General features: G+C 60.1%; 24 protein-coding genes. 7 read left to right on the top strand and 17 right to left on the bottom strand.

All coding sequences use genetic code 11. The features are described 5' to 3' along the window. Positions 1 to 107: 107 nt before the first annotated feature. Positions 108 to 1,124, bottom strand: a complete 1,017-nt coding sequence (gene rsgA, locus ACP7AP_RS08110; RefSeq protein ID WP_426033696.1) for a ribosome small subunit-dependent GTPase A — start codon at positions 1,122 to 1,124, stop codon at positions 108 to 110. A 125-nt stretch (positions 1,125 to 1,249) separates the two neighbouring features. On the opposite strand from rsgA, the gene mog reads away from it, so the two are divergent. Continuing rightward, the gene (mog, locus tag ACP7AP_RS08105; RefSeq protein WP_426033695.1) at positions 1,250 to 1,789 is read left to right on the top strand and encodes a molybdopterin adenylyltransferase; all 540 of its coding nucleotides are present in this window, start codon (positions 1,250 to 1,252) and stop codon (positions 1,787 to 1,789) included. 117 nt (positions 1,790 to 1,906) lie between these two features. On the opposite strand, the gene ACP7AP_RS08100 is transcribed toward mog, so the two are convergent. Together ACP7AP_RS08100 and ACP7AP_RS08095 are read right to left on the bottom strand one after the other, a co-directional pair. After that, entirely contained in the window at positions 1,907 to 2,305 is a 399-nt protein-coding gene (locus ACP7AP_RS08100) for a DUF4864 domain-containing protein (protein ID WP_426033694.1), read from the bottom strand. Positions 2,306 to 2,410: 105 nt separating this feature from the next. After that, positions 2,411 to 3,991 (bottom strand): lysine--tRNA ligase, encoded by a 1,581-nt coding sequence (locus ACP7AP_RS08095; protein WP_426033736.1) that lies wholly within the window; start codon positions 3,989 to 3,991, stop codon positions 2,411 to 2,413. Between the two features lie 109 nt (positions 3,992 to 4,100). On the opposite strand from ACP7AP_RS08095, the gene ACP7AP_RS08090 reads away from it, so the two are divergent. From ACP7AP_RS08090 to ACP7AP_RS08080, 3 genes are all read left to right on the top strand, one after another. Then, entirely contained in the window at positions 4,101 to 4,523 is a 423-nt protein-coding gene (locus ACP7AP_RS08090; protein ID WP_426033693.1) for a tellurite resistance TerB family protein, read from the top strand. 146 nt (positions 4,524 to 4,669) lie between these two features. Next, on the top strand, positions 4,670 to 5,287 hold the full coding sequence (locus ACP7AP_RS08085; protein ID WP_426033692.1) for a TRAP transporter small permease subunit: 618 nt from the start codon (positions 4,670 to 4,672) through the stop codon (positions 5,285 to 5,287). Further along, positions 5,284 to 7,059 carry a TRAP transporter large permease gene (locus tag ACP7AP_RS08080; protein ID WP_426033691.1) on the top strand — a complete coding sequence of 592 codons (1,776 nt, stop codon included), beginning with the start codon at positions 5,284 to 5,286 and terminating at the stop codon, positions 7,057 to 7,059. The genes ACP7AP_RS08085 and ACP7AP_RS08080 overlap by 4 nt, the downstream gene beginning before the upstream one ends. 68 nt (positions 7,060 to 7,127) lie before the next feature. On the opposite strand, the gene ACP7AP_RS08075 is transcribed toward ACP7AP_RS08080, so the two are convergent. The 4 genes from ACP7AP_RS08075 to ACP7AP_RS08060 form a co-directional block, all read right to left on the bottom strand. Continuing rightward, positions 7,128 to 8,258: a TRAP transporter substrate-binding protein gene (locus ACP7AP_RS08075; protein WP_426033690.1), complete on the bottom strand. Its 1,131-nt coding sequence runs from the start codon at positions 8,256 to 8,258 to the stop codon at positions 7,128 to 7,130. Between the two features lie 247 nt (positions 8,259 to 8,505). Further along, on the bottom strand, positions 8,506 to 10,017 hold the full coding sequence (gene dacB, locus ACP7AP_RS08070) for a D-alanyl-D-alanine carboxypeptidase/D-alanyl-D-alanine endopeptidase (RefSeq protein WP_426033689.1): 1,512 nt from the start codon (positions 10,015 to 10,017) through the stop codon (positions 8,506 to 8,508). Between the two features lie 88 nt (positions 10,018 to 10,105). Continuing rightward, the gene (locus tag ACP7AP_RS08065) at positions 10,106 to 10,714 is read right to left on the bottom strand and encodes a nicotinate-nucleotide adenylyltransferase (protein ID WP_426033735.1); all 609 of its coding nucleotides are present in this window, start codon (positions 10,712 to 10,714) and stop codon (positions 10,106 to 10,108) included. Between the two features lie 25 nt (positions 10,715 to 10,739). Then, on the bottom strand, positions 10,740 to 12,050 hold the full coding sequence (locus tag ACP7AP_RS08060; RefSeq protein WP_426033688.1) for an alpha/beta hydrolase: 1,311 nt from the start codon (positions 12,048 to 12,050) through the stop codon (positions 10,740 to 10,742). A 277-nt stretch (positions 12,051 to 12,327) separates the two neighbouring features. Here ACP7AP_RS08060 and ACP7AP_RS08055 point away from each other — a divergent pair, with 277 nt between their 5' ends. Beyond that, on the top strand, positions 12,328 to 13,203 hold the full coding sequence (locus ACP7AP_RS08055; RefSeq protein WP_426033687.1) for a GNAT family N-acetyltransferase: 876 nt from the start codon (positions 12,328 to 12,330) through the stop codon (positions 13,201 to 13,203). A gap of 13 nt (positions 13,204 to 13,216) precedes the next feature. Here the strand turns inward: ACP7AP_RS08055 and ACP7AP_RS08050 are convergent, their stop codons facing one another. From ACP7AP_RS08050 to ACP7AP_RS08035, 4 genes are all read right to left on the bottom strand, one after another. After that, positions 13,217 to 14,005 carry an ATP-binding cassette domain-containing protein gene (locus tag ACP7AP_RS08050; protein ID WP_426033686.1) on the bottom strand — a complete coding sequence of 263 codons (789 nt, stop codon included), beginning with the start codon at positions 14,003 to 14,005 and terminating at the stop codon, positions 13,217 to 13,219. After that, the gene (locus ACP7AP_RS08045; protein ID WP_426033685.1) at positions 14,005 to 14,790 is read right to left on the bottom strand and encodes an ABC transporter permease subunit; all 786 of its coding nucleotides are present in this window, start codon (positions 14,788 to 14,790) and stop codon (positions 14,005 to 14,007) included. The genes ACP7AP_RS08050 and ACP7AP_RS08045 overlap by 1 nt, the downstream gene beginning before the upstream one ends. 102 nt (positions 14,791 to 14,892) lie before the next feature. Next, positions 14,893 to 15,846, bottom strand: a complete 954-nt coding sequence (locus ACP7AP_RS08040) for an aliphatic sulfonate ABC transporter substrate-binding protein (RefSeq protein ID WP_426033684.1) — start codon at positions 15,844 to 15,846, stop codon at positions 14,893 to 14,895. Positions 15,847 to 16,459: 613 nt separating this feature from the next. Further along, the gene (locus ACP7AP_RS08035) at positions 16,460 to 16,903 is read right to left on the bottom strand and encodes a hypothetical protein (protein WP_426033683.1); all 444 of its coding nucleotides are present in this window, start codon (positions 16,901 to 16,903) and stop codon (positions 16,460 to 16,462) included. 863 nt (positions 16,904 to 17,766) lie between these two features. Here ACP7AP_RS08035 and ettA point away from each other — a divergent pair. After that, complete coding sequence (gene ettA / locus ACP7AP_RS08030; protein ID WP_426033682.1) at positions 17,767 to 19,422, top strand: energy-dependent translational throttle protein EttA; 1,656 nt, start codon at positions 17,767 to 17,769, stop codon at positions 19,420 to 19,422. Between the two features lie 58 nt (positions 19,423 to 19,480). Here ettA and ACP7AP_RS08025 read toward each other — a convergent pair whose 3' ends face one another. From ACP7AP_RS08025 to fnrL, 6 genes are all read right to left on the bottom strand, one after another. Beyond that, positions 19,481 to 20,041: an REP-associated tyrosine transposase gene (locus tag ACP7AP_RS08025; protein ID WP_426033681.1), complete on the bottom strand. Its 561-nt coding sequence runs from the start codon at positions 20,039 to 20,041 to the stop codon at positions 19,481 to 19,483. Between the two features lie 96 nt (positions 20,042 to 20,137). Next, entirely contained in the window at positions 20,138 to 20,302 is a 165-nt protein-coding gene (locus ACP7AP_RS08020; RefSeq protein WP_426033680.1) for a DUF3309 family protein, read from the bottom strand. A 69-nt stretch (positions 20,303 to 20,371) separates the two neighbouring features. Further along, positions 20,372 to 20,557 (bottom strand): CsbD family protein, encoded by a 186-nt coding sequence (locus ACP7AP_RS08015; RefSeq protein WP_426033679.1) that lies wholly within the window; start codon positions 20,555 to 20,557, stop codon positions 20,372 to 20,374. 429 nt (positions 20,558 to 20,986) lie between these two features. Then, a complete protein-coding gene (locus ACP7AP_RS08010) occupies positions 20,987 to 21,340 on the bottom strand; it encodes a COG4315 family predicted lipoprotein (RefSeq protein ID WP_426033678.1) in 354 nt (117 codons plus the stop codon). A 188-nt stretch (positions 21,341 to 21,528) separates the two neighbouring features. Continuing rightward, on the bottom strand, positions 21,529 to 21,924 hold the full coding sequence (locus ACP7AP_RS08005) for an acyl-CoA thioesterase (RefSeq protein ID WP_426033677.1): 396 nt from the start codon (positions 21,922 to 21,924) through the stop codon (positions 21,529 to 21,531). Positions 21,925 to 22,024: 100 nt separating this feature from the next. After that, positions 22,025 to 22,768 carry a transcriptional regulator FnrL gene (fnrL, locus tag ACP7AP_RS08000; RefSeq protein ID WP_426033676.1) on the bottom strand — a complete coding sequence of 248 codons (744 nt, stop codon included), beginning with the start codon at positions 22,766 to 22,768 and terminating at the stop codon, positions 22,025 to 22,027. An 80-nt stretch (positions 22,769 to 22,848) separates the two neighbouring features. Between fnrL and hemN the strand changes: the two genes are divergently transcribed. Then, positions 22,849 to 24,204: an oxygen-independent coproporphyrinogen III oxidase gene (gene hemN, locus ACP7AP_RS07995; protein ID WP_426033675.1), complete on the top strand. Its 1,356-nt coding sequence runs from the start codon at positions 22,849 to 22,851 to the stop codon at positions 24,202 to 24,204. The last annotated feature ends 12 nt before the right edge of the window (positions 24,205 to 24,216 follow it).

Genomic DNA, 24,216 nt, shown 5'->3' with positions numbered 1-24,216 from the left:
AGAGACTATGCGGGCGGATTCGGGTCGCGCCAGACTACGGCGGCTGCGGCCAAACGTAAACCAAAGAGGAACAGATGCGGCTGACAATCGCAACGGGGTGGGGGGTGTTAGCCGCCAGGCCGACGTTTGGCCGCTGATTTCTTGGTGTATTTTCCAGCGGCACGCACTTTTGAGACCTGCATCGCCGATGAATTCGCGCGCTCCTCCGCCCCCAGTTTCCGCCAACTGTCCAAACGGCGCGCGTCGATTGTGCCCGCTTTTATCGCCGCTTGCACGGCACAGCCCGGTTCTACCGTATGTTTGCAATCGCGGAAGCGACAGTTTGCCGCCAGATCAATCAGATCGGAAAACAACATGTCGATGCCGTCTGCCACGTCGGTGAGCTGCAACTCGCGCACGCCGGGTGTGTCGATCAGCCAGCCGCCTGCGGGAAGGGCCAGCAGATAGCGTGAGGTGGTGGTGTGGCGGCCCTTGGCATCATCTTCGCGTACCGGGCCAACCTCTAGCGCGCCGCCGGTCAAGCTGTTGGCCAGCGTGGATTTTCCGACGCCGGATGAGCCGAGCAGGACCACTGTTTGCCCGGTGCGGCACCACGGGTCTAAGCTCGAAAGATCGCCGGATTTCGCGTTGAGTGCCACCACGGCCATCCCTGCCGACAGTCCTTTCGCCCGCGCGATAAAAGGCCCAGCTTCGGCCATATCCGCCTTGGTCAGCACCACGACAGGGGTGATCCCGGCGGAATGGGCGAGCACCAGATAGCGCTCCAACCGCGCCTCGTTGAAATCGGCGTTGCAAGAGGTGACGACGAACATCGTATCGACATTGGCGGCGATCAGTTGTGCCACCGTCCCGGTGCCTGCCGCGCGGCGTTGCAGCAGGCTGATGCGGTCAAGCACCCGGCCTACACGCGGGCCATCCGCCAACACCCAATCGCCCACTGCCATGCTTGCGACCGAAAGCGTCGGCGGGCACAGCAATTCCACGGCACCTTCCGCCGTCAAAGCCTGCACCCTTGCCCGATGCAATGAACTTAACCGCGCAGGTACAAACCCCGCATCTTCCTCGGTCAGCTGTTCAGAGAAATGGTCAGACCAGCCTAAGTCTGGCAGCGTGAAATCAGGCAAACGGCATCCTTTTCGGCCCCAATCGGGCAATAGACAGCTTACGCGCGCAAGGCCCGTGCGGCAAGCAGGGGCTTGCACCTTGCAGCCGAAACCCCCACCCTTCGATGTAAAATCGGAGCTTGCCCATGTCTACCAAAGCCGCCGCCCGCATCGCCATCCTCACCGTGTCAGACCGCGCCTCAAAGGGCGAATATCAAGACCGTGGCGGCCCCGCAGCCGAGGAATGGCTGCGGCGCATCATCACCACGCCCGTGGAAATCCTGCGCCGTATCACCCCAGACGGTCGCGCCGAAGTCGCAGATGAACTCCGCGACCTCGCCGACACTTGGCAGGCCGATCTGATCCTTGCCACTGGCGGCACCGGCCCCAGCCCGCGCGATCAGACGCCCGAGGCGCTCGCGGATGTGATCCATATGGAACTTCCCGGCTTTGGTGAGGCAATGCGGGCCGCAAACGGCAAAGTCGTCGCCACCGCCATTCTGTCGCGGCAAACCGCAGGCATTCGGGGCAAAACCCTGATCATCACGCTGCCCGGCAGCCCCAACGCCATCGCCACCAGCCTAGAGGCGGTGTTCGCGGCTGTACCCTATTGCCTTGATCTGATCGGCGGGGGTTGGGTTGAAACCGATCCGGCCATTATCAAGGCGCATCGCCCGAAAAGCTAAGGCGAAACTCCTTCCCCGCTGGGAGTGACTTGTGGTTAGAGGGAAATTACCCACAACATGTTGTGTCGATTGGATAGTTTCGGCATTTCCCGCTATACCGGGCAGGTTGGCAGGCGCTTAAGCCCCCACATCCTGCTGCGGCAACAGCTGCACCGCGTTGATCTGCCAGCCATCCGGCGTCTCGACCATCATGTAGTCCAGCAGATAGGTGCTGCCGCCGGCATCGGTGATCATCACCCGCTGCCACAGGTTGCCCGCCACGGTGCGCAATTCCAGCATCCGCACCGCGTCATGCCGCCAGACCATCGGATAGACCTTCTCGACCATTTCGCCAAACTGATCCGGCGTGCCGAAAATGCCTTTGATGTTGGGCGAGGCATAAGTCCATGCCTTGCTGACATCTTGCGCGTTGAACGCATCAAGCTGCGATTTGATAGTCTGCTGAATAGGCGCTTCTTGTGCGGCGGCAGGCAAGGCCAGCCAAGCCAAAACCGCAAAACATAGGTAAAGTCGCATCGCAACACCTCTTACCACCGTCCCCATGTGTAAGGGTAAAGCAGGTTGCGATTTCGTCAAACAAAAACCCCCGGCGCGAGGCAGGGGGCGTTAACTTTTCACGGATTAGCTGAGAAGTTCACCATTCAGACCACGGTCCAGCAGGGCAATGGTTTCCTCAACGCCATACAAAGCGATGAAACCACCGAAACGCGGCCCGTCAGAGGCGCCGAGCAAGACCTCATACAAGGCCTTGAACCAATCGCGCAAAGGCTCGAACCCGTGATCCTTGCCAACGGCGAACACCATGCTTTGCAGGGCTTCGTCGTCCAGACCACCGTCCCAAGCCACCAGCCGCGCCCGCAGATCCAGCATGGCGGCGCGCTCCTGATCGGTGGGCAGACGGAATGTGCGCGTCGGCGCAATCCGGTCGGCGAAATAGCGCAGAGCATAGCCTGCGGCGGCATCGAGATCGGGGTTGCCTTCGGGCGAGGCATCGGGCGCATAGCGCTTGATGAAGCCCCAGAGGCCGCGTGCATCCTTCGCGCCCGACACGCTTGCGAGGTTCAGCAGCATCGAGAACGGCACCACCATTTTCGACAGCGGCGGGTTGCCCTTGTGGATATGCCAAACCTGATTATTGACCTGCTGATCCACGTCCTGCGCAGGGTAAGCCCGCAGCTGCTGGTGATATTCGTCCATCGCGCGCGGGATCACATCGAAATGCATCCGTTTCGCGGTTTTGGGCTTTTGATACATGAAATACGACAGGCTTTCCGACGAGGCATAGGTCAGCCATTCGTCAATCGTCAGGCCATTGCCCTTGGATTTGGAAATCTTCTGGCCTTGGTCGTCGAGGAACAACTCATAAGACATATGGTTCGGCTTGCGCCCGCCCAGAACCTCGCAAATCCCGTCATAGATCGGGGTGTTGGTGGAGTGGTCTTTGCCATACATCTCAAAATCGACATCCAGCGCCGCCCAGCGCGCGCCGAAATCCGGCTTCCATTGTAGTTTGACGTTTCCACCCGTCACCGAAAGCGTCCATTCGCGCCCCGTTTCATCATCGAAGGTGATGGTGTGATTGACCGGGTCGACGTTCTTCATCGGCACATACATCACCCGGCCCGTTTCCGGGTGGATCGGCAGGAAGCAGGAATAGGTCTGCTGGCGTTCTTCACGCAGGCTGGCCAGCATGATCTTCATGATCGCATCATAGCGCTCGGTCGCCAGTTTCAGCGTGTCATCGAACTTGCCCGATTTATAGAACTCGGTGGCGCTGATGAACTCATATTCAAAGCCAAAGGTATCGAGAAACCGCCGCAGCATGGCGTTGTTGTGATGGCCAAAGCTGGGATATTCGCCGTAGGGGTCCGGCACCGAAGTCAGTGGCTTTTGCATATGCGCGCGCAGCATATCCTGCTGCGGCACGTTCTCCGGCACCTTGCGCATGCCGTCCACATCATCCGAGAAACAGATCAGCCGGGTGGGAATATCCGAAATCGCCTCAAACGCGCGCCGGATCATCGTCGTCCGCGCCACCTCGCCAAAGGTGCCGATATGCGGCAGACCTGACGGGCCATAGCCGGTCTCGAACAGCACATAGCCCTTTTCCGGGGCCTTCTTTTCATAGCGTTTCAGCAGCGCGCGGGCCTCTTCAAAGGGCCAAGCTTTCGATTTCATCCCAGCATCGCGCAAAGCGGACATCGCGGCATACTCCAACGCGTGACGACCCCATGTCATCACAAGCCCTTGTCCTCTATTGCCGCCAAGCCCGCAGGTCAATATTCTGCACCGCAACAATAGGAGAGCCGACGTGCCCGATACCCCCCCCTCGCTGTCGCCCCAAGACGCACTGCTGGCCGTGATGATCGCCGTCTCGGCATCAGACGAGAACATGCGCACCGCCGAACTGGTGGCGATCCAGCGCACGGTCAACCATATGCCGGTGTTTGCTGGCTATGACGCCGATCGTATGCGGGTGGTGGCGCAGACGGTGTTTGATTTGTTTGAGGAAGAAGACGGGCTTGAGGCGCTGTTCGGCCTGATCCGCGATGCCTTGCCCGAGCGGCTGAATGAGACCGCCTATGCTTTGGCCTGCGATGTCGCCACCGCTGATGGCAGCCTGCGCGAAGTGGAATTGCGGATGCTGGAGGAAGTGCGCGAGGAGCTGAACATTGATCGGTTGCACGCCGCCGCGATCGAATGGGGCGCAAGGGTGCGGCATCTGCGGCCTTGATCCAGCTAGTGGCTTTGATTGCACGGTTTGACCTTACGTCATACGAAAATCAAATCCGAATTTGGATGCTGAGTGCGATCCGATTTGTATCGCTGATTGACCGATAGCGTTGAGTTGACCAAACTCAACCTATGGGGAGGTCCATCATGTTGATATTATCGCGCTTTATAGATCGAGGCACCGAGGTGATCGGCAAGGCGGTCGGCTGGTTCATTCTGGCCGCCATTCTGCTCAGCGCCGGCAATGCGGTGGTGCGCAAGCTGTTCAACAGCTCGTCTAACGCGCTGCTGGAAGCGCAATGGTATCTGTTTGGCGCGGCGTTCCTGCTGGCGGCGGCCTATACGCTGAAGCAGAACGAGCATATTCGCATTGATATTGTCTACGGCGCTTTGTCACGGCGGGCGCAGCATTGGATTGATCTGCTGGGCCATCTGTTCTTTCTGATGCCGTTCGCGATCCTGATGGATGTGTATTTCACCTCTTATGTGCTGCAATCCTACTACTCCGGCGAAACCTCAAACAACGCGGGCGGTCTGACCCTGTGGCCGGCCAAGGCACTGCTATTGATCGGGATGCTGCTGCTAACCCTGCAAGGCATCTCGGAAATCATCAAGAAAATCGCGGTGATGCGCGGTATCATCCCCGATCCAACCCCCTTCGTGTCAAGCCATGAAGCCGCAGCCAATGAGGGCGCGGAACTGGCGGAAAAACTCGCCGCCATCCAAGCCGAAGCCGATAAAGCCGCCAAGGGGGACCGCAGATGATGGAACTGATCGCGCAGAACATGGCGCCGATCATGTTCGTCTCGTTGGTGGTGTTTCTGCTGGTAGGCTACCCAGTGGCGTTTTCTTTGGCCGCCAATGGCCTGCTGTTCTTCGTATTTGGCGTGTTTCTCGCGCCCATGTCGGAAGGCACCATTACCCTCGATTGGCCGCTGCTCTATGCGCTGCCCGAACGGTTCTGGGGGGTGATGCAGAACGAAACCTTGCTGGCGATCCCGTTCTTTACCTTCATGGGCATCGTGCTGGAACGCTCCGGCATGGCCGAGGATCTCTTGGAAACCATCGGCCAGCTGTTCGGCCCGGTGCGCGGCGGTCTCGCCTATGCGGTGATCATCGTCGGAGCACTTCTGGCCGCCACCACCGGAGTCGTCGCCGCATCGGTTATCGCCATGGGCTTGATTTCGCTGCCGATCATGCTGCGTTACGGCTATGATCGCCGGATGGCCAGCGGGGTGATCGCGGCATCCGGCACCTTGGCGCAGATCATTCCGCCCTCGCTGGTGCTGATCATTCTGGCCGACCAACTTGGCCGCTCGGTCGGCGATATGTACAAGGGCGCGATGGTGCCGGGGCTGGTGCTGACCGGGCTGTACATGGCCTACGTGTTCCTTGTCAGCATGTTCCGGCCGAACTGGGTCCCGGCGCTGCCGAAAGAGGCCCGCACCTTGGGCAATGGCGTCACCTCGCTGGTGGTGTCGCTGCTGATCGCGGGGGTTGCGGGCTATCTGATCATCAAAGCTCTGCTGCCGCTTTACGGGGAAGGCGCTGATATCATCGGCGCTTCGGTCGCCATCATCGCGATCTATTTAGCTGCCTTGCTGGACCGGGCGCTGAACCTCAACCTGATGTCGAAACTGTGCTCGCAGGTGATTATCGTGCTGATCCCACCGCTGGCGCTGATCTTTCTGGTGCTGGGCACGATCTATCTTGGCATTGCTACCCCGACCGAGGGTGGGGCGATGGGCGCTGTCGGCTCATTGTTCCTTGCAGGCATCAAGGGCCGGCTGAACCTGACGGTGATCCAACAGGCGCTGGCCTCGACCACTCGGCTGTCGTCCTTCGTGATGTTCATTCTGCTCGGTGCGCGGGTGTTCTCGCTGACCTTCTACGGCGTGCAAGGCCACCTTTGGGTGGAACACCTGTTGACGGCAATGCCGGGCGGGCAGTTGGGCTTCCTGATCGGGGTGTCGATACTGGTGTTTTTGCTGGCGTTCTTCCTCGATTTCTTTGAGTTGGCCTTCATCCTTGTGCCCTTGCTGGCCCCGGTGGCCGAAAAGCTGGGCATTGATCTGATCTGGTTTGGCGTCATCCTTGGCGTCAACATGCAGACCTCGTTCATGCACCCGCCGTTCGGCTTCTCGCTGTTCTATCTGCGCTCGGTCGCGCCGAAAGAGCCGTATAAAGACCGGCTGACGGGCAAGACGATGGCCCCCGTTAAAACCAGCGAGATCTATTGGGGGGCGGTGCCGTTCGTGATCATCCAAGTGGTGATGGTCGGTCTGGTGATTGGCTTCCCGCAGATGGTGATGCATTACAAGGGCGCGGTGGTGGATACCTCGCATGTCACCTTCACCGCGCCGAATTCCGGTTTGGGCGGGTTAGGCGGCTTGGGGGGGCTGGATGGCGGACTTGGCACGGGTCTGGGTGGGCCTGCGACCCCCGCCGCACCCGGAACACCCGCGCCTTTGGGCAATGATCTGCTGTCACAACCGCCCAGCTTTGGCACCACGAAACCTGCGGCCCCCGCGCCATGATCCCAACGGAAGCGCATGAAAAAGCCCCCGCTGATCGCTCGGCGGGGGCTTTCCTTTAGGCAATTCGCTTACAGCTTGCCGTCGCGCTGCTGGATCATCATGAAAGTATCGTAGTTGTATTCCGCAACTTGGGTCCACTGATAGTAGTCGTTGCGGAACGCCTTGATCGACTGCCAGATCTTCTTGAACGGCGCGTTGGTGGCTTCCATCTCGGAATAAACCTCATTCGCGGCGGTGAACGAGGCTTGCAGGATTTCCGGGCTGAACGGGCGCAGTTTCACACCCTGACCGACCAAAGATTTGATCGCGGTCGGGTTCTTGTAGTCGTATTTCTGCAGCATATCCGCATCCGCCGCACGACACGCGGTGCGCAACAACGATTGATATTGCGGTGTCAACGACTCGTACTGACCCTTGTTGAAGAAGAAGTGTACCGTCGGGCCACCTTCCCACCAGCCGGGATAGTAATAGAACGGGGCGACTTTATAAAAGCCAAGCTTTTCGTCGTCATAGGGCCCAACCCATTCGGCGGCATCAATCGTGCCCTTCTCCAGCGCCGGATAAATATCGCCGCCCGGAATTTGCTGTGGCACCACGCCCAGTTTGGTCAGCACCTTGCCCGCAAAGCCGCCGACGCGGAATTTCAAGCCCTGAAGATCGGCCAAAGTGTTAATTTCCTTGCGGAACCAACCGCCCATCTGCACCCCGGTATTGCCACCCGGCAGACCAAAAATGCCCTTGGTGGCCAAGAATTCATTATACAGATCAATGCCGCCGCCATGGTAATGCCAAGCGTTGATGCCGCGTGCGGAAAGCGAGAACGGCACCGCCGCCGCCAGCGCAAAGGTCGGGTCCTGCCCGAAATTGTAATAGCCAACCGTGTGACAGGCCTCAACCGTCCCCGCGCTGACCGCATCGGCTGCAGGCGCGCCACCGGGCACCAATTCCCCCGCCGCAAACACCTGAATCTGGAAATTGCCATCGGTGGCTTCCGACAGCATTTTCGACAAGACTTCCGCCCCGCCATAAATTGTATCCAGCGATTTCGGGAAAGACGAGGTCATCCGCCACGTGATCTTCGGGCTTGTCTGCGCAATCATCGGCGCGGCCAGCATCGCGGCCCCCGCGGCACCGACGCCCCCGATGGAAGCCTTTGTCAAAAACGAACGACGATCCATGCAATCCTCCTGTTGATGCAATAGCAAAGTCCGGCTTGGGCCCCTCCGCCCTTGCCGACACAGGGCAAGACTACACGCTGTGGTGGTTCTGTCTACGCGGTTAGAGCGGGTGCTGCAGCTTCAAGCAAGAAATCCCCGCATGTTTTCCGCGTGATGCAGGGTGACGTTACGGCAGCAATCCATAGGGTCGGCTGGCTGTGCGGCGGCATCATCGCAGCCCGGACGGTTGCTTAACGCGACCCGCGTTTCTGGGCCAAGCGCACCAAAGCTACAGATAAACCTGCCCCCAGCGGTTCAACAACTGGCCCTGCAAGCGATGCGCCCGCCGCACCCAAGCCTTGTCGCCCTCGGGCGATTCCCGGTTCCACTCGGGCACCGCTTCCCGGCGCGGCAGATCAGCGGCGAAGATCGCAAACGCCAGCGACCGCCCCCCCGGCGCGTCGACATAGCCCGACAGGTTGGAGACGAAATTCATCGTGCCGCTTTTCGCCGAAACCCGTGCTACAGAGCCGGGCTTCGCGGCTTTGGCGGCAGGCTTGCCATCGGCACTGGGCAGATCGGCGGTTTTCAGCAGATCATGCAGCATCGACAAATGTTTATCCTGCCGCGCCCTGATCATCACCTGCACCATCTCCGCCGGGCTGATCCGGGTTTTCGGCCCCAAGCCTGAATGATCGCCAAACACCGCTTGCACACCAAACCGCCGCCGCGCCCAAGTGGTCATTACCGCCGCAGACCCCTCCAACGTGCCCGCGCCCGAGGCCGCCAGCCCCACCGCCTCTGCCGTCAGATTGGTCGAAAACCGCAGCATCTTGCGCAAAAGATCCGGCAAAGCCTCGGACTCGTGCCGCACAATCTCGGCAGCTTGGGGCAGGGTATAAACCACCTCGGCTTTCGGCAGCTTTATGCCCTGCGCTGCACACAGGGTCTGAAACACCTCGGCCACATAGGTCGCCGCATGACGCACCGGCAGCCAGCGCGAGCCCTCGCGCCCCAAAGCCCGCCGCGCCACCGACCAGTTGTCCTGCGCCACGCCTGCCTTATAAGCAAACACCGGCACATCACGGTCCACCACCTGCACCTGCGCCATGCTGACGGGCGGCACAAACCGCGCGCCCTCGGCATTCATCGCCAGAGAATAGCCGTCGTTCACCGATTTCCAGACGAAATTCACCCGGTTGAAATTCAGCATCAGCCCCGAAATCGCCGGATTGTAGCCGACAAAATCTGGCTGATCGGTGGCAATCTCGGCCCGTTCCGGCAAAGCCCCGGCATAAGCGATGAACTTCCCCGTCACCTCGCGCAGCCCCGAGGCAGCCAGCGCCGCCACCAGATCGCCCATCTTGTCAGTGTCAAAGGTCGGATCGCCGCCGCCCGCCAAGATCAAATCGCCATCGAGCCGCCCGTTCACCACCGACCCCACCCGCATCACCCGCGTCACAAAGCGATGCTCCACCCCCAACTTTTCCAACGCAAACGCCGTGGTTACGGTCTTGGTGACACTCGCTGGCGGCATTTCCACCGCCTCGCCCGCAGCTTCCAACACCCGACCCGAGGCAAGATCGACCACGCAATAGCCCACCGCCCCGGTCAGCTTGGCGGCCGCCACCAACGCCGCAGCACCCGGGTCCGCAGGCTTGACCAAAACGCTCGGGCTTGGCCGCGCGCGGGGCCGCAGCGACACGGCAGGCGCTTCCGCCCACGCAGGCAGCGCAGCCCCCGCCAGCAGCCCGCCCAACACCCATCTGCGCCCAACCAGCATTGCGATTCCCTTGGTCATTCCAGTCGCAGGAATATCCTGCGCGCAGGCAACGATGCAATCGTGAGCAGGGCAAGATGGCCTCCGCCCGCCCCTGATCACGGCAAATTCACCGCTTCCACTCACCCCGCGCCCGGATCGCACTCGAAGACGCGCCATTCATCGGGATGTTCACAAAACACCAAGCAGGTGCTTTGCGGCCGCGCAAATTCTCGCCCCGGTCGATCTGATTGACCCGAAACGCCCGCGCGGCAACAGAGGTCCGCGCCGCCACCCCAGCCCCCGGCCGCGCCAAAACCCCGACGGGCACGCTGCGCAAAATATCCCGCCAGCGGTTCCAGCGGTGAAACTGCACCAGATTATCCGCCCCCATCAGCCAGACAAAATGCACGCCGGGATAGATCGCCTGCAGCCGCTTGATGGTATCGGCCGTCGCCCGCGTGCCCAACCGCGCCTCCAGATCGCTGATCACCACGCGCGGATCGGGCATCACCGCCCGCGCCCGCGCCAGCCGCTCGGCCATCGGTGCAGGCTGGCGCGCCTTCAGCGGGTTGCCGGGGCTGACCAACCACCACACCTGATCAAGGCCCATCCGCTTCAAGGCTTCGCGGGTGATATGCACATGCCCCTCATGCGCCGGATCAAACGATCCGCCCAAAAGGCCGATCACCATGCCCTTGGTCGCAATCGGTTTTTCCCCGACAAAGCCGCCCGGCAATCGCTGATACGCCACAAGCCCCACCTTACCGATTACTGTTGCGCTTAAGCTCGACCACAATGCGCGGCCCGGGATAATTGGCGTGCATCTGGTAGAAATTGCTGCGGATTTGCGCGAGCGGACGCTCGGCGCTGCCCGGCAAAGCCCCGGTGCGCAGCGTCAGGATCACATCCGACAGCACCGCCGGATTGTCACGGAAATAGGTATGCCCCAGCTTGCTGCCGGCATTTTCCACGTCAATGAAATAGACATTGCCCAAATCGCCCATCTTCTGCCACTCGGCTTCGGTGAAGTTATCTGGCGACATCCGGCCCACGCGTTGCCCGGTCGCCAGCATTTGGGCAACCCCCAAAGCGCCATCCTTCGGGTTCAGATAAACCGTGATCTGCCGCACCGCCGCCGCCGTGCCCTCTGCCGCCAACCGCTGCTGCACCACGCCGAAATCAAGATCGGGGGCGGCCAGAATGATGGTGTCGATCTTCAGGCTGCGGCGTGGATCACGCCCCGCTCCCATCTCGAAAATCACCATCTCGCGCAGCGCCGAGGTCACCACATCTGCCCCGCGCGAATGGGCGACAATGTTGATCTTCTGCAATTCGGGGATCGCCGCAATCGCCCGCAAAAACTCTTTCAGGTGATAGGTCGAAAACTCACCCGACTCGCGATCCTTGAAATAGGCGGTCAGCCCGGTGTTGCCCGCAGGCCAGGAAAAGCTGACGGGCACGCTGATCCGCCCGGCATAATGCCACAGGCTGGCGGTGGTGGTCAGCCCGTCCTGCATCTGGTTGTTGAAGCCATGCACGAAAATCAGCGCCTCTTTGCGCGGCGATACCCGCAACGCATCGCGAAACGCTTGCTGAAACGCCACCACATCGGCGCGGTAGTTGTGCTGTGCCGCAGGTTCTGGCACGATCCGGTCGGCCGCATTGCGCACAAACGGCAGTGGAGTCTCGGGAAACCGCACGATCTCGTGGTAACTTTCGGTGCTTAACACCTGACGGCGGTTTGAGGCAGTTTCACTGCGGGTGACCAGATTCTGCCAACTGTCGATATTGCCAAATCGCACCTTTGCCGCGCCGAACACCATCGAGGATGACCGCGCATGGCTATAGCCAACCAGTTGCCCGGCCTCAACAATCGGCGCACGATCGGTGACGTAGAAGATCGACGGATCAACCGTGCGCAACGCGACGGGCACGTCATCTTGCGGAAACGTCGTGCCAATGCTGTAAAGGGTAGGTGGCTCGGCCAGCTTGATCGGCGCGGCGCAAGCTGTGACCAGCGCCCCAGAACCTGCCGCGATAAAGTTGCGCCGCGTTATCAGCCGTTTCAGCATCTTAGCCCCCACCCGGCCGCCACGTCGCTATGGCTACCGCAGATAGTGGCCATATCAAACCCAAAACCTTGATCACCCGCGATTTACCTCGGCGGCTGGCGCATAGCTTGCCGCATTCCATTCTTGTCACTTGCAAATGCCTGATCAAAGTCAGATAAATAACTCCACCCGCGCAATCCCGCCAATTTAATTAAAATTTGCTTTCACATTGGCTTAAATATTCCGGGGGTGCGGGGGCTGGCCCCCGGCCTCTATGCAGCAAACCAAGGCCGTAACAATGCTCGACACCATCGCCCGCCTGCGCCGTTTCAACCGCGCCGTCACCCGTGAGGTCGGTGCGCTTGACCATTCATACCTGGGTCGGGGTCGTCCGCTGGGGGCCGCCCGTGTGCTGCAACTGATCACCGTGCAAGGCACCGATGTGGCCGACATCCGCGCCAAACTGGCGCTCGATTCCGGCTTGCTCAGCCGCCTGCTGCGCAGCTTGGAGTCCGAACACCTGATCCAGCTTGCCACCGACCCCACCGACCGCCGCCGCCGCACCGCCCAGCTTACCCCGGCAGGCGCGGTCGAAATGCAGGCCTATAACGCCATCGGTTACGCCCGCGCTACCCAGACCCTCGCCCGCGCAGGCAAGCATCCCCAAGCCCTGATCGACGCGATGGACCTGATCGCCACCACCCTGCTGCGCGACCAACTCGAAATCCGCGACGCCGACGCCACTGACCCCGCCGCGCTCGCTTGCCTCGACGCCTATTACCACCTGTTGTGCGAGAAAATCCCCAGCCTCAGCCGCGATATGCTGACCCTGCCTCTGCCCGATCCCGAAGCCTACCGACCGACGCACGGCGCTTTCCTCATCGCGTGGAGCGACGATCTGCCCGTCGGCACCGTCTCCCTCCGCCCGCTGGATGCCACAACTGCCGAGGTCAAACGGCTCTGGGTCGATCCTTCTGCCCGTGGCCAAGGCCTCGCCCGCCGCCTGATGCACGCCATCGAATCCCGCGCCAAAACCCTGGGCTATGCCCAGCTGAAACTCGACACCAATGCGGCGCTGACCGAGGCCATCACGCTTTACCGCCGCGACGGCTGGCACGACATTCCGGCCTATACCAGCTTTCCCGCAACGCTCTGGCTGGGCAAAACCTTGTAGCCGCAAAGCTGACCTAACCGGCGCTCCCGCCCTCATCGCCAAACAACTGCGCCAAAATCTGCTGCTCGTAGCCAGCCAGATCAGGATGGCCATGCCGACGCGGGCGCGGCAGCGGGATCGCCAGATCCAGCGCCACGCGGCCCGCATCCAGCACGATCACCCGATCCGCCAGCACCACCGCCTCGGCTACATCATGCGTCACCAGAACGGCGGTAAAGCCCTGCGCCCGCCAGATCCGGCTGAGCAGCTGTTGCATCTCAATCCGCGTCAACGCATCCAGCGCGCCCAACGGCTCGTCCAACGCCAGCACACTCGGCTGCCCGATCAGTGCCCGCGCCAAAGCCACCCGCTGCCGCTGCCCGCCCGACAGAACCGAGGGCCATTCGCCATCCCGCCCCGCCAGCCCGACCTTGGCCAGCAGATCATGGGCCCGCGCCGCAGCCTCGGCGCGGCCCGCAAGCCCGGTCAGCCCCACCGCGACGTTATCCACCACCCGCGCCCAAGGCAGCAAGCGTGGTTCCTGAAACATGATGCGAATGCCCGATTGTCCCGGCTGCACAGCGGCACGGGTGATCTGGCCGCCATCCGGCTGATCCAGCCCCGCCAGCAGCCGCAGCAAGGTGCTTTTGCCGCAACCGCTTTTGCCGATGATGGCGACAAACTGGCCCTGCGGCACCACAAGGTCGATATCGTCCAGCACTGATTTCGCACCGAAATGCCGATGCACGCCTTGGAAGGCAAAAGCCGGTGGACGGGTATCGAGGGCCACATCAACGCGGCGCAAATGCGGGGTCTGGATCATCATGTCCTCGCGGTTTTCTGAAACGCCGGGTGCCATTGCAAGCAAAGCCGCTCTAACAACCGCACAAAACTGTCAGCCAATTTGCCCAGCAGCGCGTAGATCAGGATCGACAGCACCACGACATCAATCATCAAAAACTCGCGCGCCTGCATCGCCATGTATCCCAAGCCGGATGAGGCCGAGATGGTTTCTGCCACGATCAGCGTCAGCCACATGATTCCCAAAGCATAGCGGAGGCCCACGAAAATCGACGGCAAAGCCCCCGGCAAAATCACCCGCAAAAACAGCGCGCGGCGGTCCATACCATAGGTACGCCCCATCTCGATCAGCTGCGGGTCCACCGTTTGGATGCCCAGCAAGGTGTTGACATAAATCGGGAAAAACACCCCAAGGGCGACAAGGAACAGCTTGGCACCTTCATCAATGCCGAACCACAAGATCACCAAGGGGATCAGCGCCAAATGCGGGATATTCCGCACCATTTGCAAGGTTGTGTCGGTCAGATTGCGGCTGAGCAAGGAAAGCCCATTCGCCAACCCCAAGGCAAAACCAATCGCCCCACCAATCGCCAACCCCGTCAGCGCCCGCCAGGCACTGACACCGATATTGCGCGCCAAATCACCCGATTGCAGCACCCGCAGCAAGGCTGCAAACACCTCGCTCGGCGCGGGCAGCACGTTTTCGGTGATCACGCCTGCGCGCGACAAAGCCTCCCACAACAGCAGGATCAGCACCGGCAGCAGCCAGCCAATCGCCGCGCCAAACCGCGCTTGCAAGCCGCTCATCTCGGCACTCCGATCAGATAATTTCCGCGCATGGATAGGCCTTTTGCACTGAGGCGGTGCGCCCCAAGCGGGGACGCACCGCCATCGGTTTCAAGGGAAACATCAGTTCGGCGCGGTCCAGATCGCATCTGAGATGTTCACCGCATTCGGGATCAGCCCCAAAGCGAAGAAGCGATCCGCGGTGGCTTGCTGACCGGCGATAATCTCGGGCGTGATTGGATAAATCCCGAACTTCGCCCGGCTCACCGCCAAAGTCTGCGCCTCAATCGGCACACCCGTCACCTCGGCCACTGTCGCGGCAACCTTATCGCGGTTGGCATCGGCCCAAGCCGCGGCTTCGCCCAAAGCCGCCACGGTCGCTGTGACCACGGCAGCATTATCGGCATCGGCGGCGAAATCACGGTTGGCGAGGAAATAGGTGTTGACCTTCAACACCTCGGACGACCGCGCCAGAACAGTCGGCTGATATTTGGTCTCGGCAATCGCGAAGAACGGATCCCAGACCGCCCAAGCCACGATGGCATCCGAGGCAAAAGCCGCCGCCGCATCGGCAGGGCTAAGATAGATCACCTCGATATCCGACAGCTTCAGCCCATTGGCTTGCAGCGCCGCGACCAGAAGGTTATGCGCGCTGGTGCCTTTGCCGACGCCCACCTTCTTGCCCTTCAGATCAGCGATGCTCTTGATACCACTGTCGGACTTGGTGAACACCGCCTCGCCTTCACCATTCGAGGGCAGAGCTGCGATGTACACAATCGCCGAGCCTGCCGATTGCCCGAAAATCGGCGGCGCGTCGCCGGTCCAACCCAGTTGGATCGCACCCACATTCAGCGCCTCGACCAACGGCGGACCAGCCGCGAATTCCACCCATTCCACCGCCACACCCTGCGGCTCTAGCGCCTTCTCGATCAGGCCGAGTTGCTTGGCCACGACGGGCAGATTGGTTTTCTGGTAGCCAATTTTCAGGGTGGTGATCTTTTCGGCATGGGCCGAGAGGGCGAAAGCCGTGGTCAGCAGCAAGGCGGTTGCGCCAAAGGCGCGTCTGGAAAGCAGCATCGTCGTAGACTCCTGTGCCATGCAGCGGATGGCCTTAAGAAAGGGTTCGATGGGGTAATCTCGATCAGTTTAGTAGATATTGTCAACGCTGCTGAGATTGCATGGTCTGTAAGCGAGGGGGGAGGTGTCGCAAATGGCGGTATATCGTGTAATACATTGATATGGTGAAATTATAATTTATGATCGCCTAACTGCAGCGGGCGGAAACGGCGGGGAACAAGAAATAAATTCTCACCCAGCCGCAGTCAACACGCGGGCCTTTCTGTTTCCAGCAAAACTTTAGCAGGCGCGCACCAGCCCTGTTGCGGGGCATATTGCCCAACGCGGATCAGATCGCTTTCATCGCAGCATCACGGGCGCGATGGTGTCGCCCGAAATAACGCTGCCATGATCGCACCATCCGCGATTCGGAGCGGCGCAATGCCATGCAGTTGCAGAACGGAATGATTGCGGCTTCTGGCCCATCGCTGGTTTTCAGAGGCTAACAGGACGGTGAATCACGTCGTGGGGCAGGACAACAGATCTTGCAGGCAGCACGCCCCAATGCGCCCGTAACGGCGCATGCCCGTGATCTGGGCTTGTATACGTCATGGCCGGTAGGCTGAACCTGCGCTTAAAGCGCCTGCCACAGCACATCGCGCTGCGGGTTGGTCAGCAGACCGCCCAAGGCGCGCTGCTGTGCAAGAAACCGCGCGGCTGCCAACGGTGCGCGCAGGTCAGCAGCGCTGTCTTGCGTCAGCATGTGCTGCGCCCAAGCCTGCAGGTTTGGCAGACCGGTTAGAAAATGAGTGTCACAAAGGCCGTCAAAAACCCGCAACCGCCAGAGCAACACCGCGCAATCGCGATCCCCCAGCGACCACTCTGCGGTGGGCAACCGCTCAATCTCTTGCAGCAACCCGCGCAGCCGGAACGCCGCCATGTCGTAATGGCTTTGCAAGGTGATCAGCGCCAATCCAGCCAATGCGGCTGCGGCTTGCCGCACCAGCAGGGCCAGGTCTGCCTCTGGCGGCGACGAAGGCACGGGGGGCAGTGGGAAGCTGAAAACCGGATAGGTCATTGCGGTCGTCTCTCTATAGGCAGCGGTGCTTACACGACTTTCGTGATCGTGTTTATTCTGCGCCTTTGCCGCCTAAATCGGAATTCTAAACTGAGCAGGGCAAACAGAACGCCTGTCCCGCAGCGCGGCCCGGCACAGGTGATATGCACCGCAGCACCGCAACCTGATCACATTATCGCAGGACAGGGCGGATAGCTTTGCTGGGCATAAACATTGTTCGATCTGATCTGATCTGATCTGAACCCGGCTTCGGCAAACCAGACGCTGTTGATCTGCCCAAACCCCGAATGGCTGATCCAGACAACAGCCTGCTTCCACGCGCGTGATACAAGCGCAGTTGTTCCTCGCCGCAGCAGCAAAGAAATGCTGCGGCCAAACCCCCGACAACCGCAAGTTGCTCTCTGCACGCCTCCCCCCAGCCGATTTCTTCCGAATGGGGAACCTGCGCGGCTAAACCATCATAACATATTGTTTGTAATTCATAATTCTGACCCGTGTGTGATGAAAGACGCAAACACTTGCGAGCGCATGGATAAGACGATGGTCGCACCTGTACAAACCCTGCTGTCGCACAGCGCCCACCCGCAAGTGACCATAGCGGTCAGATTGCACCATTGTGGCGGAGGGCGTTGATGGAAAATCCGGGCGAAGAATCTATCAAGGGAACTGAGGCCGAGCTCGACTTCAGTATAGTGGATGACCGATCTGCACATTTTGACCGATTCTGGCGTGAAACTTTCGATAAACCACAACCTCCTGAACCTAGTTGATCCTATTACGTCCCACCCCCACGTTGCCCTTGTCCCCAACAATCGCTACATAGCGCAGCAACAGCGCACAGCGACTTTGTCAGGAGCACCCCAATGGCCTCGTATCAATATGTCTACCACATGGAAGGCGTCTCCAAGACCTATCCGGGTGGCAAGAAGTGCTTTGAGAATATCCACCTGAACTTCCTGCCCGGCGTGAAGATCGGTGTGGTCGGCATCAACGGCTCGGGTAAATCGACCCTGCTGAAGATCATGGCCGGCATGGACACCGACTTTAAGGGCGAGGCTTGGGCCGCCAAGGGTGCTAAAGTCGGCTATCTGGCGCAGGAACCCTATCTGGACCCGACCTTGGATGTGAAGGGCAACGTCATGCTGGGCGTGGCGAAACAAACTGCCATTCTGGAACGCTACAACGAATTGGCGATGAACTATTCGGACGAGACAGCCGACGAGATGGCCCAACTGCAAGACGAGATCGACGCGGGCAACCTGTGGGAACTTGAGGCTTCGGTCGGTGTCGCGATGGATGCGCTGCGCTGCCCGCCCGATGATGCCGATGTCGATAGCCTTTCGGGCGGTGAACGCCGCCGCGTGGCTTTGTGCAAACTGCTGCTCGAAGCCCCCGATATGCTGCTGCTGGATGAGCCGACCAACCACCTTGACGCCGAATCCATCGCCTGGCTGCAAAAACACCTGATCGCCTATCGCGGCACCATCCTGATCGTCACTCATGACCGCTATTTCCTCGACGACATCACCTCGTGGATTCTGGAACTCGACCGTGGCCGTGGTATGCCCTACGAGGGCAACTACTCGGCTTGGCTGGAGCAAAAAGCCAAACGGATGAGCCAAGAGGCGCGTGAGGATAAATCTAAGCAGAAGGCGCTGGAGAAGGAACTGGAGTGGATTCGCTCCGGTGCCAAAGCCCGCCAGTCCAAAGGCAAGGCCCGCTTGGCGCGCTATAACGAAATGGCAGGCCAGACCGTGCTGGAACGCGCATCCTCGGCGCAGATCATCATCCCGAACGGCGAACGTCTGGGCTCCAAGGTGATCGAAGTCACCGGCCTGAAGAAACACATGGGCGACAAGCAACTGATCGAGGATCTGACTTTCACCATCCCGCCGGGGGCCATCGTCGGCGTGATCGGCCCGAACGGTGCGGGCAAATCGACTTTGTTCCGCATGTTATCGGGGCAAGAACAACCCGACGAGGGCACGATTGTTTTGGGTAACACCGTGCAGCTATCGTACGTTGACCAGTCGCGTGACGCTTTGGACCCCAACAAAAACGTCTGGGAAGAAATCTCTGGTGGCTCGGAAGTCATCCAACTTGGCGATATGTCGTTGAACTCCCGCGTCTACACCGGAGCGTTCAACTTCAAAGGCACCGACCAGCAGAAGAAAGTCGGCCTGCTGTCAGGCGGCGAACGCAACCGCGTTCACATGGCAAAACTGCTGCGGTCGGGCGGCAACGTGCTGCTGCTCGATGAGCCGACCAACGACCTTGACGTTGAAACCCTGCAAGCCCTTGAATCGGCTATCGAAGATTTCGCCGGCTGCGCCATCATCATCAGCCACGACCGCTTCTTCCTCGACCGCCTCTGCACCCATATGCTGGCGTTTGAAGGCGATGCGCATGTCGAATGGTTCGAGGGCAACTTCCAAGCCTATGAAGAAGACAAAGTCCGTCGCTTGGGGCCAGATGCGCTGGAGCCGAAGCGGGCGAAGTATAAGCGGTTCAGTCGGTAATCGGTAGGTCGGGGTTCACCCCGCCTTTGCTAAAACGTGTGGCGGGGTGAACCCCGCCCTACTCACCATATGCGCCGTCAGGAACCAATCCACTCCATTCCGCATCCACCCGTCCCAAGCGGATATCGCGGTGGATCGACGAATAAGGCCAATCGACCGCGCGCGTCACCAATCCATGCTTGACCGGGTTGCCCCAGCAATACTTCAGATGCGCATCGAAATCGGCCTGACCCCGGATGTGATGTTCCCAAAATCGAGGCTGCCAAAGCCCAACCTCTCCTTTGCGCCGTAGGGCGGGGTTCACCCCGCCATTGCGAAATCCAACGGGCGGCGGCGGGGTGAACCCCGCCCTACCCATTTCGATGGAAAACTGCGCTTTGATTGCAGCCCAGCGCAGCGCATAGTGGCAATCCCCTGCTGGCAGTGTCCAAATTGCGTGAATATGATCTGGTAGGATCACGAAAGCGTCGATCTGAAAAGGTCGCGGCATTTGAACATCCCGCACCGAAGTCCGCAGCCGATCCATTTCACGCACCAGAAGATCGCTGCCGCGACGCGCCAAAACCACCGTAAAAAACACGCAAGCGCCAGTGATTTTGGGGCGAATGTAATGCGGCATGGTCGCAGCTTGCCGAAAAAGCATTAACAAATGATTGCGCCGCGCGTTCGATTTGCAGCCCAAGCCTCAGTTTCGAAGAAACCGGGCTACTCACCCTCACATCCGCCCGGTCAGCACCAACACCAGCACGATGATCGCCACCACGCCGATCACACCGACGCCACCGTGGCCAAAGCCATAGCCGTAGCCGCCGAAACGGCCGCTAAAGCCACCGAGCAGGAAGATCACCAAGATGATCAGCAGAATGGTTCCAAGCGACATCGGGTATCTCCATGAAAAAATGGCAGGGGGCGGGTTGGCCTGAGCGGCCAACCCGCGAAATTCTTGGGCTTACTTGCCCTTGATCACGTCGCGCACGGTGTCTTTGGCGCTGCCGACAGCGTTCTGCACCCGGCCTTCAACTTGATCGGCCTTGCCTTCGGCTTGCATCTTGGCATCGCCGATCACCGATCCAACCGCCGATTTCGCCTTACCTGCAACCACTTTGGCCGAGCCTACGATCCGGTCTTTGTCCATGATAATCTCCATTAACGCTTTGGGTTTGCAAAAACGTCACCATAGCCTGACGATCAGACATCCTCTGATAAATCAAAGACTTCAGTGCCGCTGTCATGTCAAAGCTTAACGCGTGAAACCGAAAATGGTTCCTGAGGTAGCACGAGTCACAATTCTGTAAATTTATCTCAAAGCTGCGCTCTGCGACGGGAACCAAACCACGCTATCGGGGTTTGCCCAACAGGTTCGACACGCAAATACAAGGAGAACGCCATGAAAGGCATCGCTGCTTACTTCCTCGGAATCCCGATTGTGGTGATCATTTTGCTCTATGTGACGGGTATTTTCTGATCGCCCCCAAAGCGCAGAAACCGCCGCTTAGACAAGCGCGTTAAACCAAAGAGGCGAGGGATTTCCCTCGCCTCTTTGTCATTCAGCAAAGGCCGCAGATCATTCCTTGATCACATGCCATTTGCCGCCCATGCCGTCGCCAGTGGCATCGCCCTTGGCCTTGTCGCCCGCGAAATAATACGTAGGCTTGCCGTCATAGGCCCATTGCTTGGTGCCATCGGTGCGGTCGACCAAAGTCCAGCCCTCGGTCATTTTGTCGGCAGCCTTGCCCAGATAGGGCGGCCATTTCACCGCGCAATCGTCGTAGCAGGCCGAAACCCCGCCCGTATCCTTGTCGAATACATACAAAGTCATGCCCTTGGCATCGGCCAGCATCCCCGCCGCTTGCGCAGCAAGGGCAGAGCCCAGAATGAAAGCCGCACTCAGCGCGGTCAGGTGTTTGCTATATTGCATCACAGATCTCCTTGCGGTCAGATGTTCCGCAGCAACGTCGCAGGATCAACCAAGGCAGCCCCCCGGTCCTGCGCGGCGCAGGGGTGGCGCACCAAGACCCTGCATTGCCACAATAGCACAGGGCGGGCGCTGCAAGATCAGCCTTTGGTCTGATGATCGGCCCTGCTCGCGCGACTGTGAAGCTTGGCTTATTCTGCCGGAAGCGGGCGCGGCTTGCCGTCCTCATCAATCGCGACAAAGGTGAACAAGCCATGCGTGACCTTCTCGCGTCGCTCTTGCCGATCGCGCAGCACCCAAGCCTCAATCTGCAAGCCCATCGAGGTCCGCCCGACGCGTGCGATGCTGACATAGATGCAGAGCACATCGCCCACCTTCACCGGGCGGATGAATTGCATCGCATCAATCGCCACCGTCGCCACCCGGCCATGCGCGCGGGCCGACGCCACAATCCCCGCCGCCATATCCATCTGAGACAGCACCCAGCCGCCAAAAATATCGCCGTTGTTGTTGACATCGCGCGGCATGGTCAGCGTGCGCAGGGTCAAGGCGCCACGCGGCTGCTCGGGGTCTGGCTGTTGCGGCATGGCATCTCCTGCATCAGGGCTTGAAAGATTAAAAAACTCTTAATGTGACAGGGTCAAACCATTGTTTTCAAGGGATTCTAAAAGGTCCCGAGTTGGGACCTCAGTTCAACATCCCGCCATCGGAATCGTCCCCGGTTTCCTCCAGCAGACGGTCCAAATTCGGCACGATCACATGCCGCTTGCCTTCCAGCACGATCACCCCCTCGCGTTTCAGGATCGAGATCTGACGGCTGACCGTCTCTAATGTAAGCCCCAGATAATCCGCCATCTCCTCGCGCGTCAAAGGCAAATCAAACCGCACCCCGCCCTTGCTGGCCACTTTCAAAGACGCATTGCGCCGCGCAATGATGGTGAGCAGCGAGGCAATCTTCTCGCGCGCCGTCTTGCGGCCAAGCAGCAGCATCCATTCGCGCGCGGCGTCCAATTCATCCAGCGTCATTTCCAGCAACCGCTGCGCGATATGCGGGGTCGAGCCCATCAATTCCTCAAACGGCTTCTTGCGAAAACAGCACATCACAAGATCGGTGGTCGCGGTGACATCATAGGCTGCATGGGCCCGACCGGGACGGCCAATGAAATCTGACGGCAACAACAAGCCCACCATCTGCCTCCGCCCATCCTCCATGGTCTGGGTCAGCGTCGCGATGCCGGTGACCACCGAGGCCACAAACTCCATCCGGTCCCCCGACCAGATCACCGGCTGGCCGGCCTGAAAGCTGCGGTAATATTTGATCGCTTCCAGCTGATGCAGCTCATCCGTCTCACAGCGCGCACAAACCGCCCGGTGCCGGATCGGACAGTCGCCGCAATTCAAATCGGCGATTTTGGGGTCGTGATGCGACATATCCGGCCTTTCGGTTGATGGGTTCGGCTCGATTGATCTGGGTCAAGGCATCCGATTGCCCTCGCTGCCAAGCTACGCGCATGACAGTCCAATCGCAACTGATGCAGCTCGGTCTCTTTGACGCGCGCGTGCCCCGCTATACCAGCTACCCAACGGCACCGCAGTTTAGCGGCGCGGTAGGACCTGCCGATTTCGCAGGTTGGCTCCACAGTATTCCCACCAATACAGAGATTTCGCTGTATGTACATGTCCCATTCTGCCGCCGCCTGTGCTGGTTTTGCGCCTGCCGCACCCAAGGCACCCAATCCGATGATCCGGTGCGCGCCTATGCCAAGGTCTTGAAGGCCGAGATTGAACTGCTGCGCAGCCATCTCGCCCCCGGTATCCGGTTGGCAAAACTACACTGGGGCGGTGGCACGCCCACCATGCTGGCCCCTGAGCTGATCCGCGATCTGGCTGCGCAGATTTTTGACGTTGTACCGATGGCCGAGGGCGGCACGTTCTCGGTCGAGATTGACCCAACGGAAATTGATGCCCCGCGTCTTGATGCACTGGTGGCCGCAGGTATGAACCGCGCCTCGATCGGCGTGCAGGACTTTGATCCGCAAATCCAAGCCGCGATTGGCCGCGAACAGCCCTATGAGACAACCCTTGCCGTGGTTCAGATGATCCGCGCCCGTGGCGTGCCCAGCCTCAACGCCGACATCCTCTACGGCCTGCCACATCAAACTCCGGCCCGCATCGCTGATTCCGTGCAAAAGCTGCTGGCTTTGGCGCCTGACCGGGTGGCGCTTTACGGCTATGCCCATGTGCCATGGATCAGCCGCCGCCAGCAGCTGATCCCCACCGATGCTTTACCGACGCCCGAGGAGCGGCTGGAGCTGTTCGAGACCGCGCGCGCGCTGTTTGTCGCAGATGGCTATGCCGAAATCGGCATCGACCATTTCGCCAAACCCAGCGACAGCATGGCGCAGGCCGCCAAAGCCGGAAAACTGCGGCGGAATTTCCAAGGCTATACCGATGATATCTCGCCGATCCTGATCGGGCTTGGGGCCTCGTCGATCTCGCGTTTCCCGCAAGGTTACGCGCAAAACGCCCCCGCCACCGCCGCCCATACCAAAGCCATCCGCGCGGGACAGTTTTCAACCGAGCGTGGCCATGCTTTTGGCGGAGAAGACATCCTGCGAGGGCGGCTGATCGAGGCGCTGATGTGCGATTTCCACATCAACCGTGCTGAGGTTCTGCGCGATTTTCCGGTGATGCCTGAGCAACTGGATCAGCTGCTGACCAATGCCGCGCGAGCCTTCCCGCAGATGCTGAAGTTGGATGCAACGGGTCTTACGATCCCGGAACCAAGCCGCCCGCTGACCCGCATGGTGGCCCGGATGTTTGACGCCTACGACCAAAGCAAGGCCAAACACTCCGCCGCCGTCTGACCCGCCGCTTGT

It is taken from the genome of Cypionkella sp. TWP1-2-1b2 (assembly GCF_049896245.1).
GTDB lineage: Bacteria > Pseudomonadota > Alphaproteobacteria > Rhodobacterales > Rhodobacteraceae > Cypionkella.
This window is presented reverse-complemented; position numbering and strand designations above follow the sequence as displayed.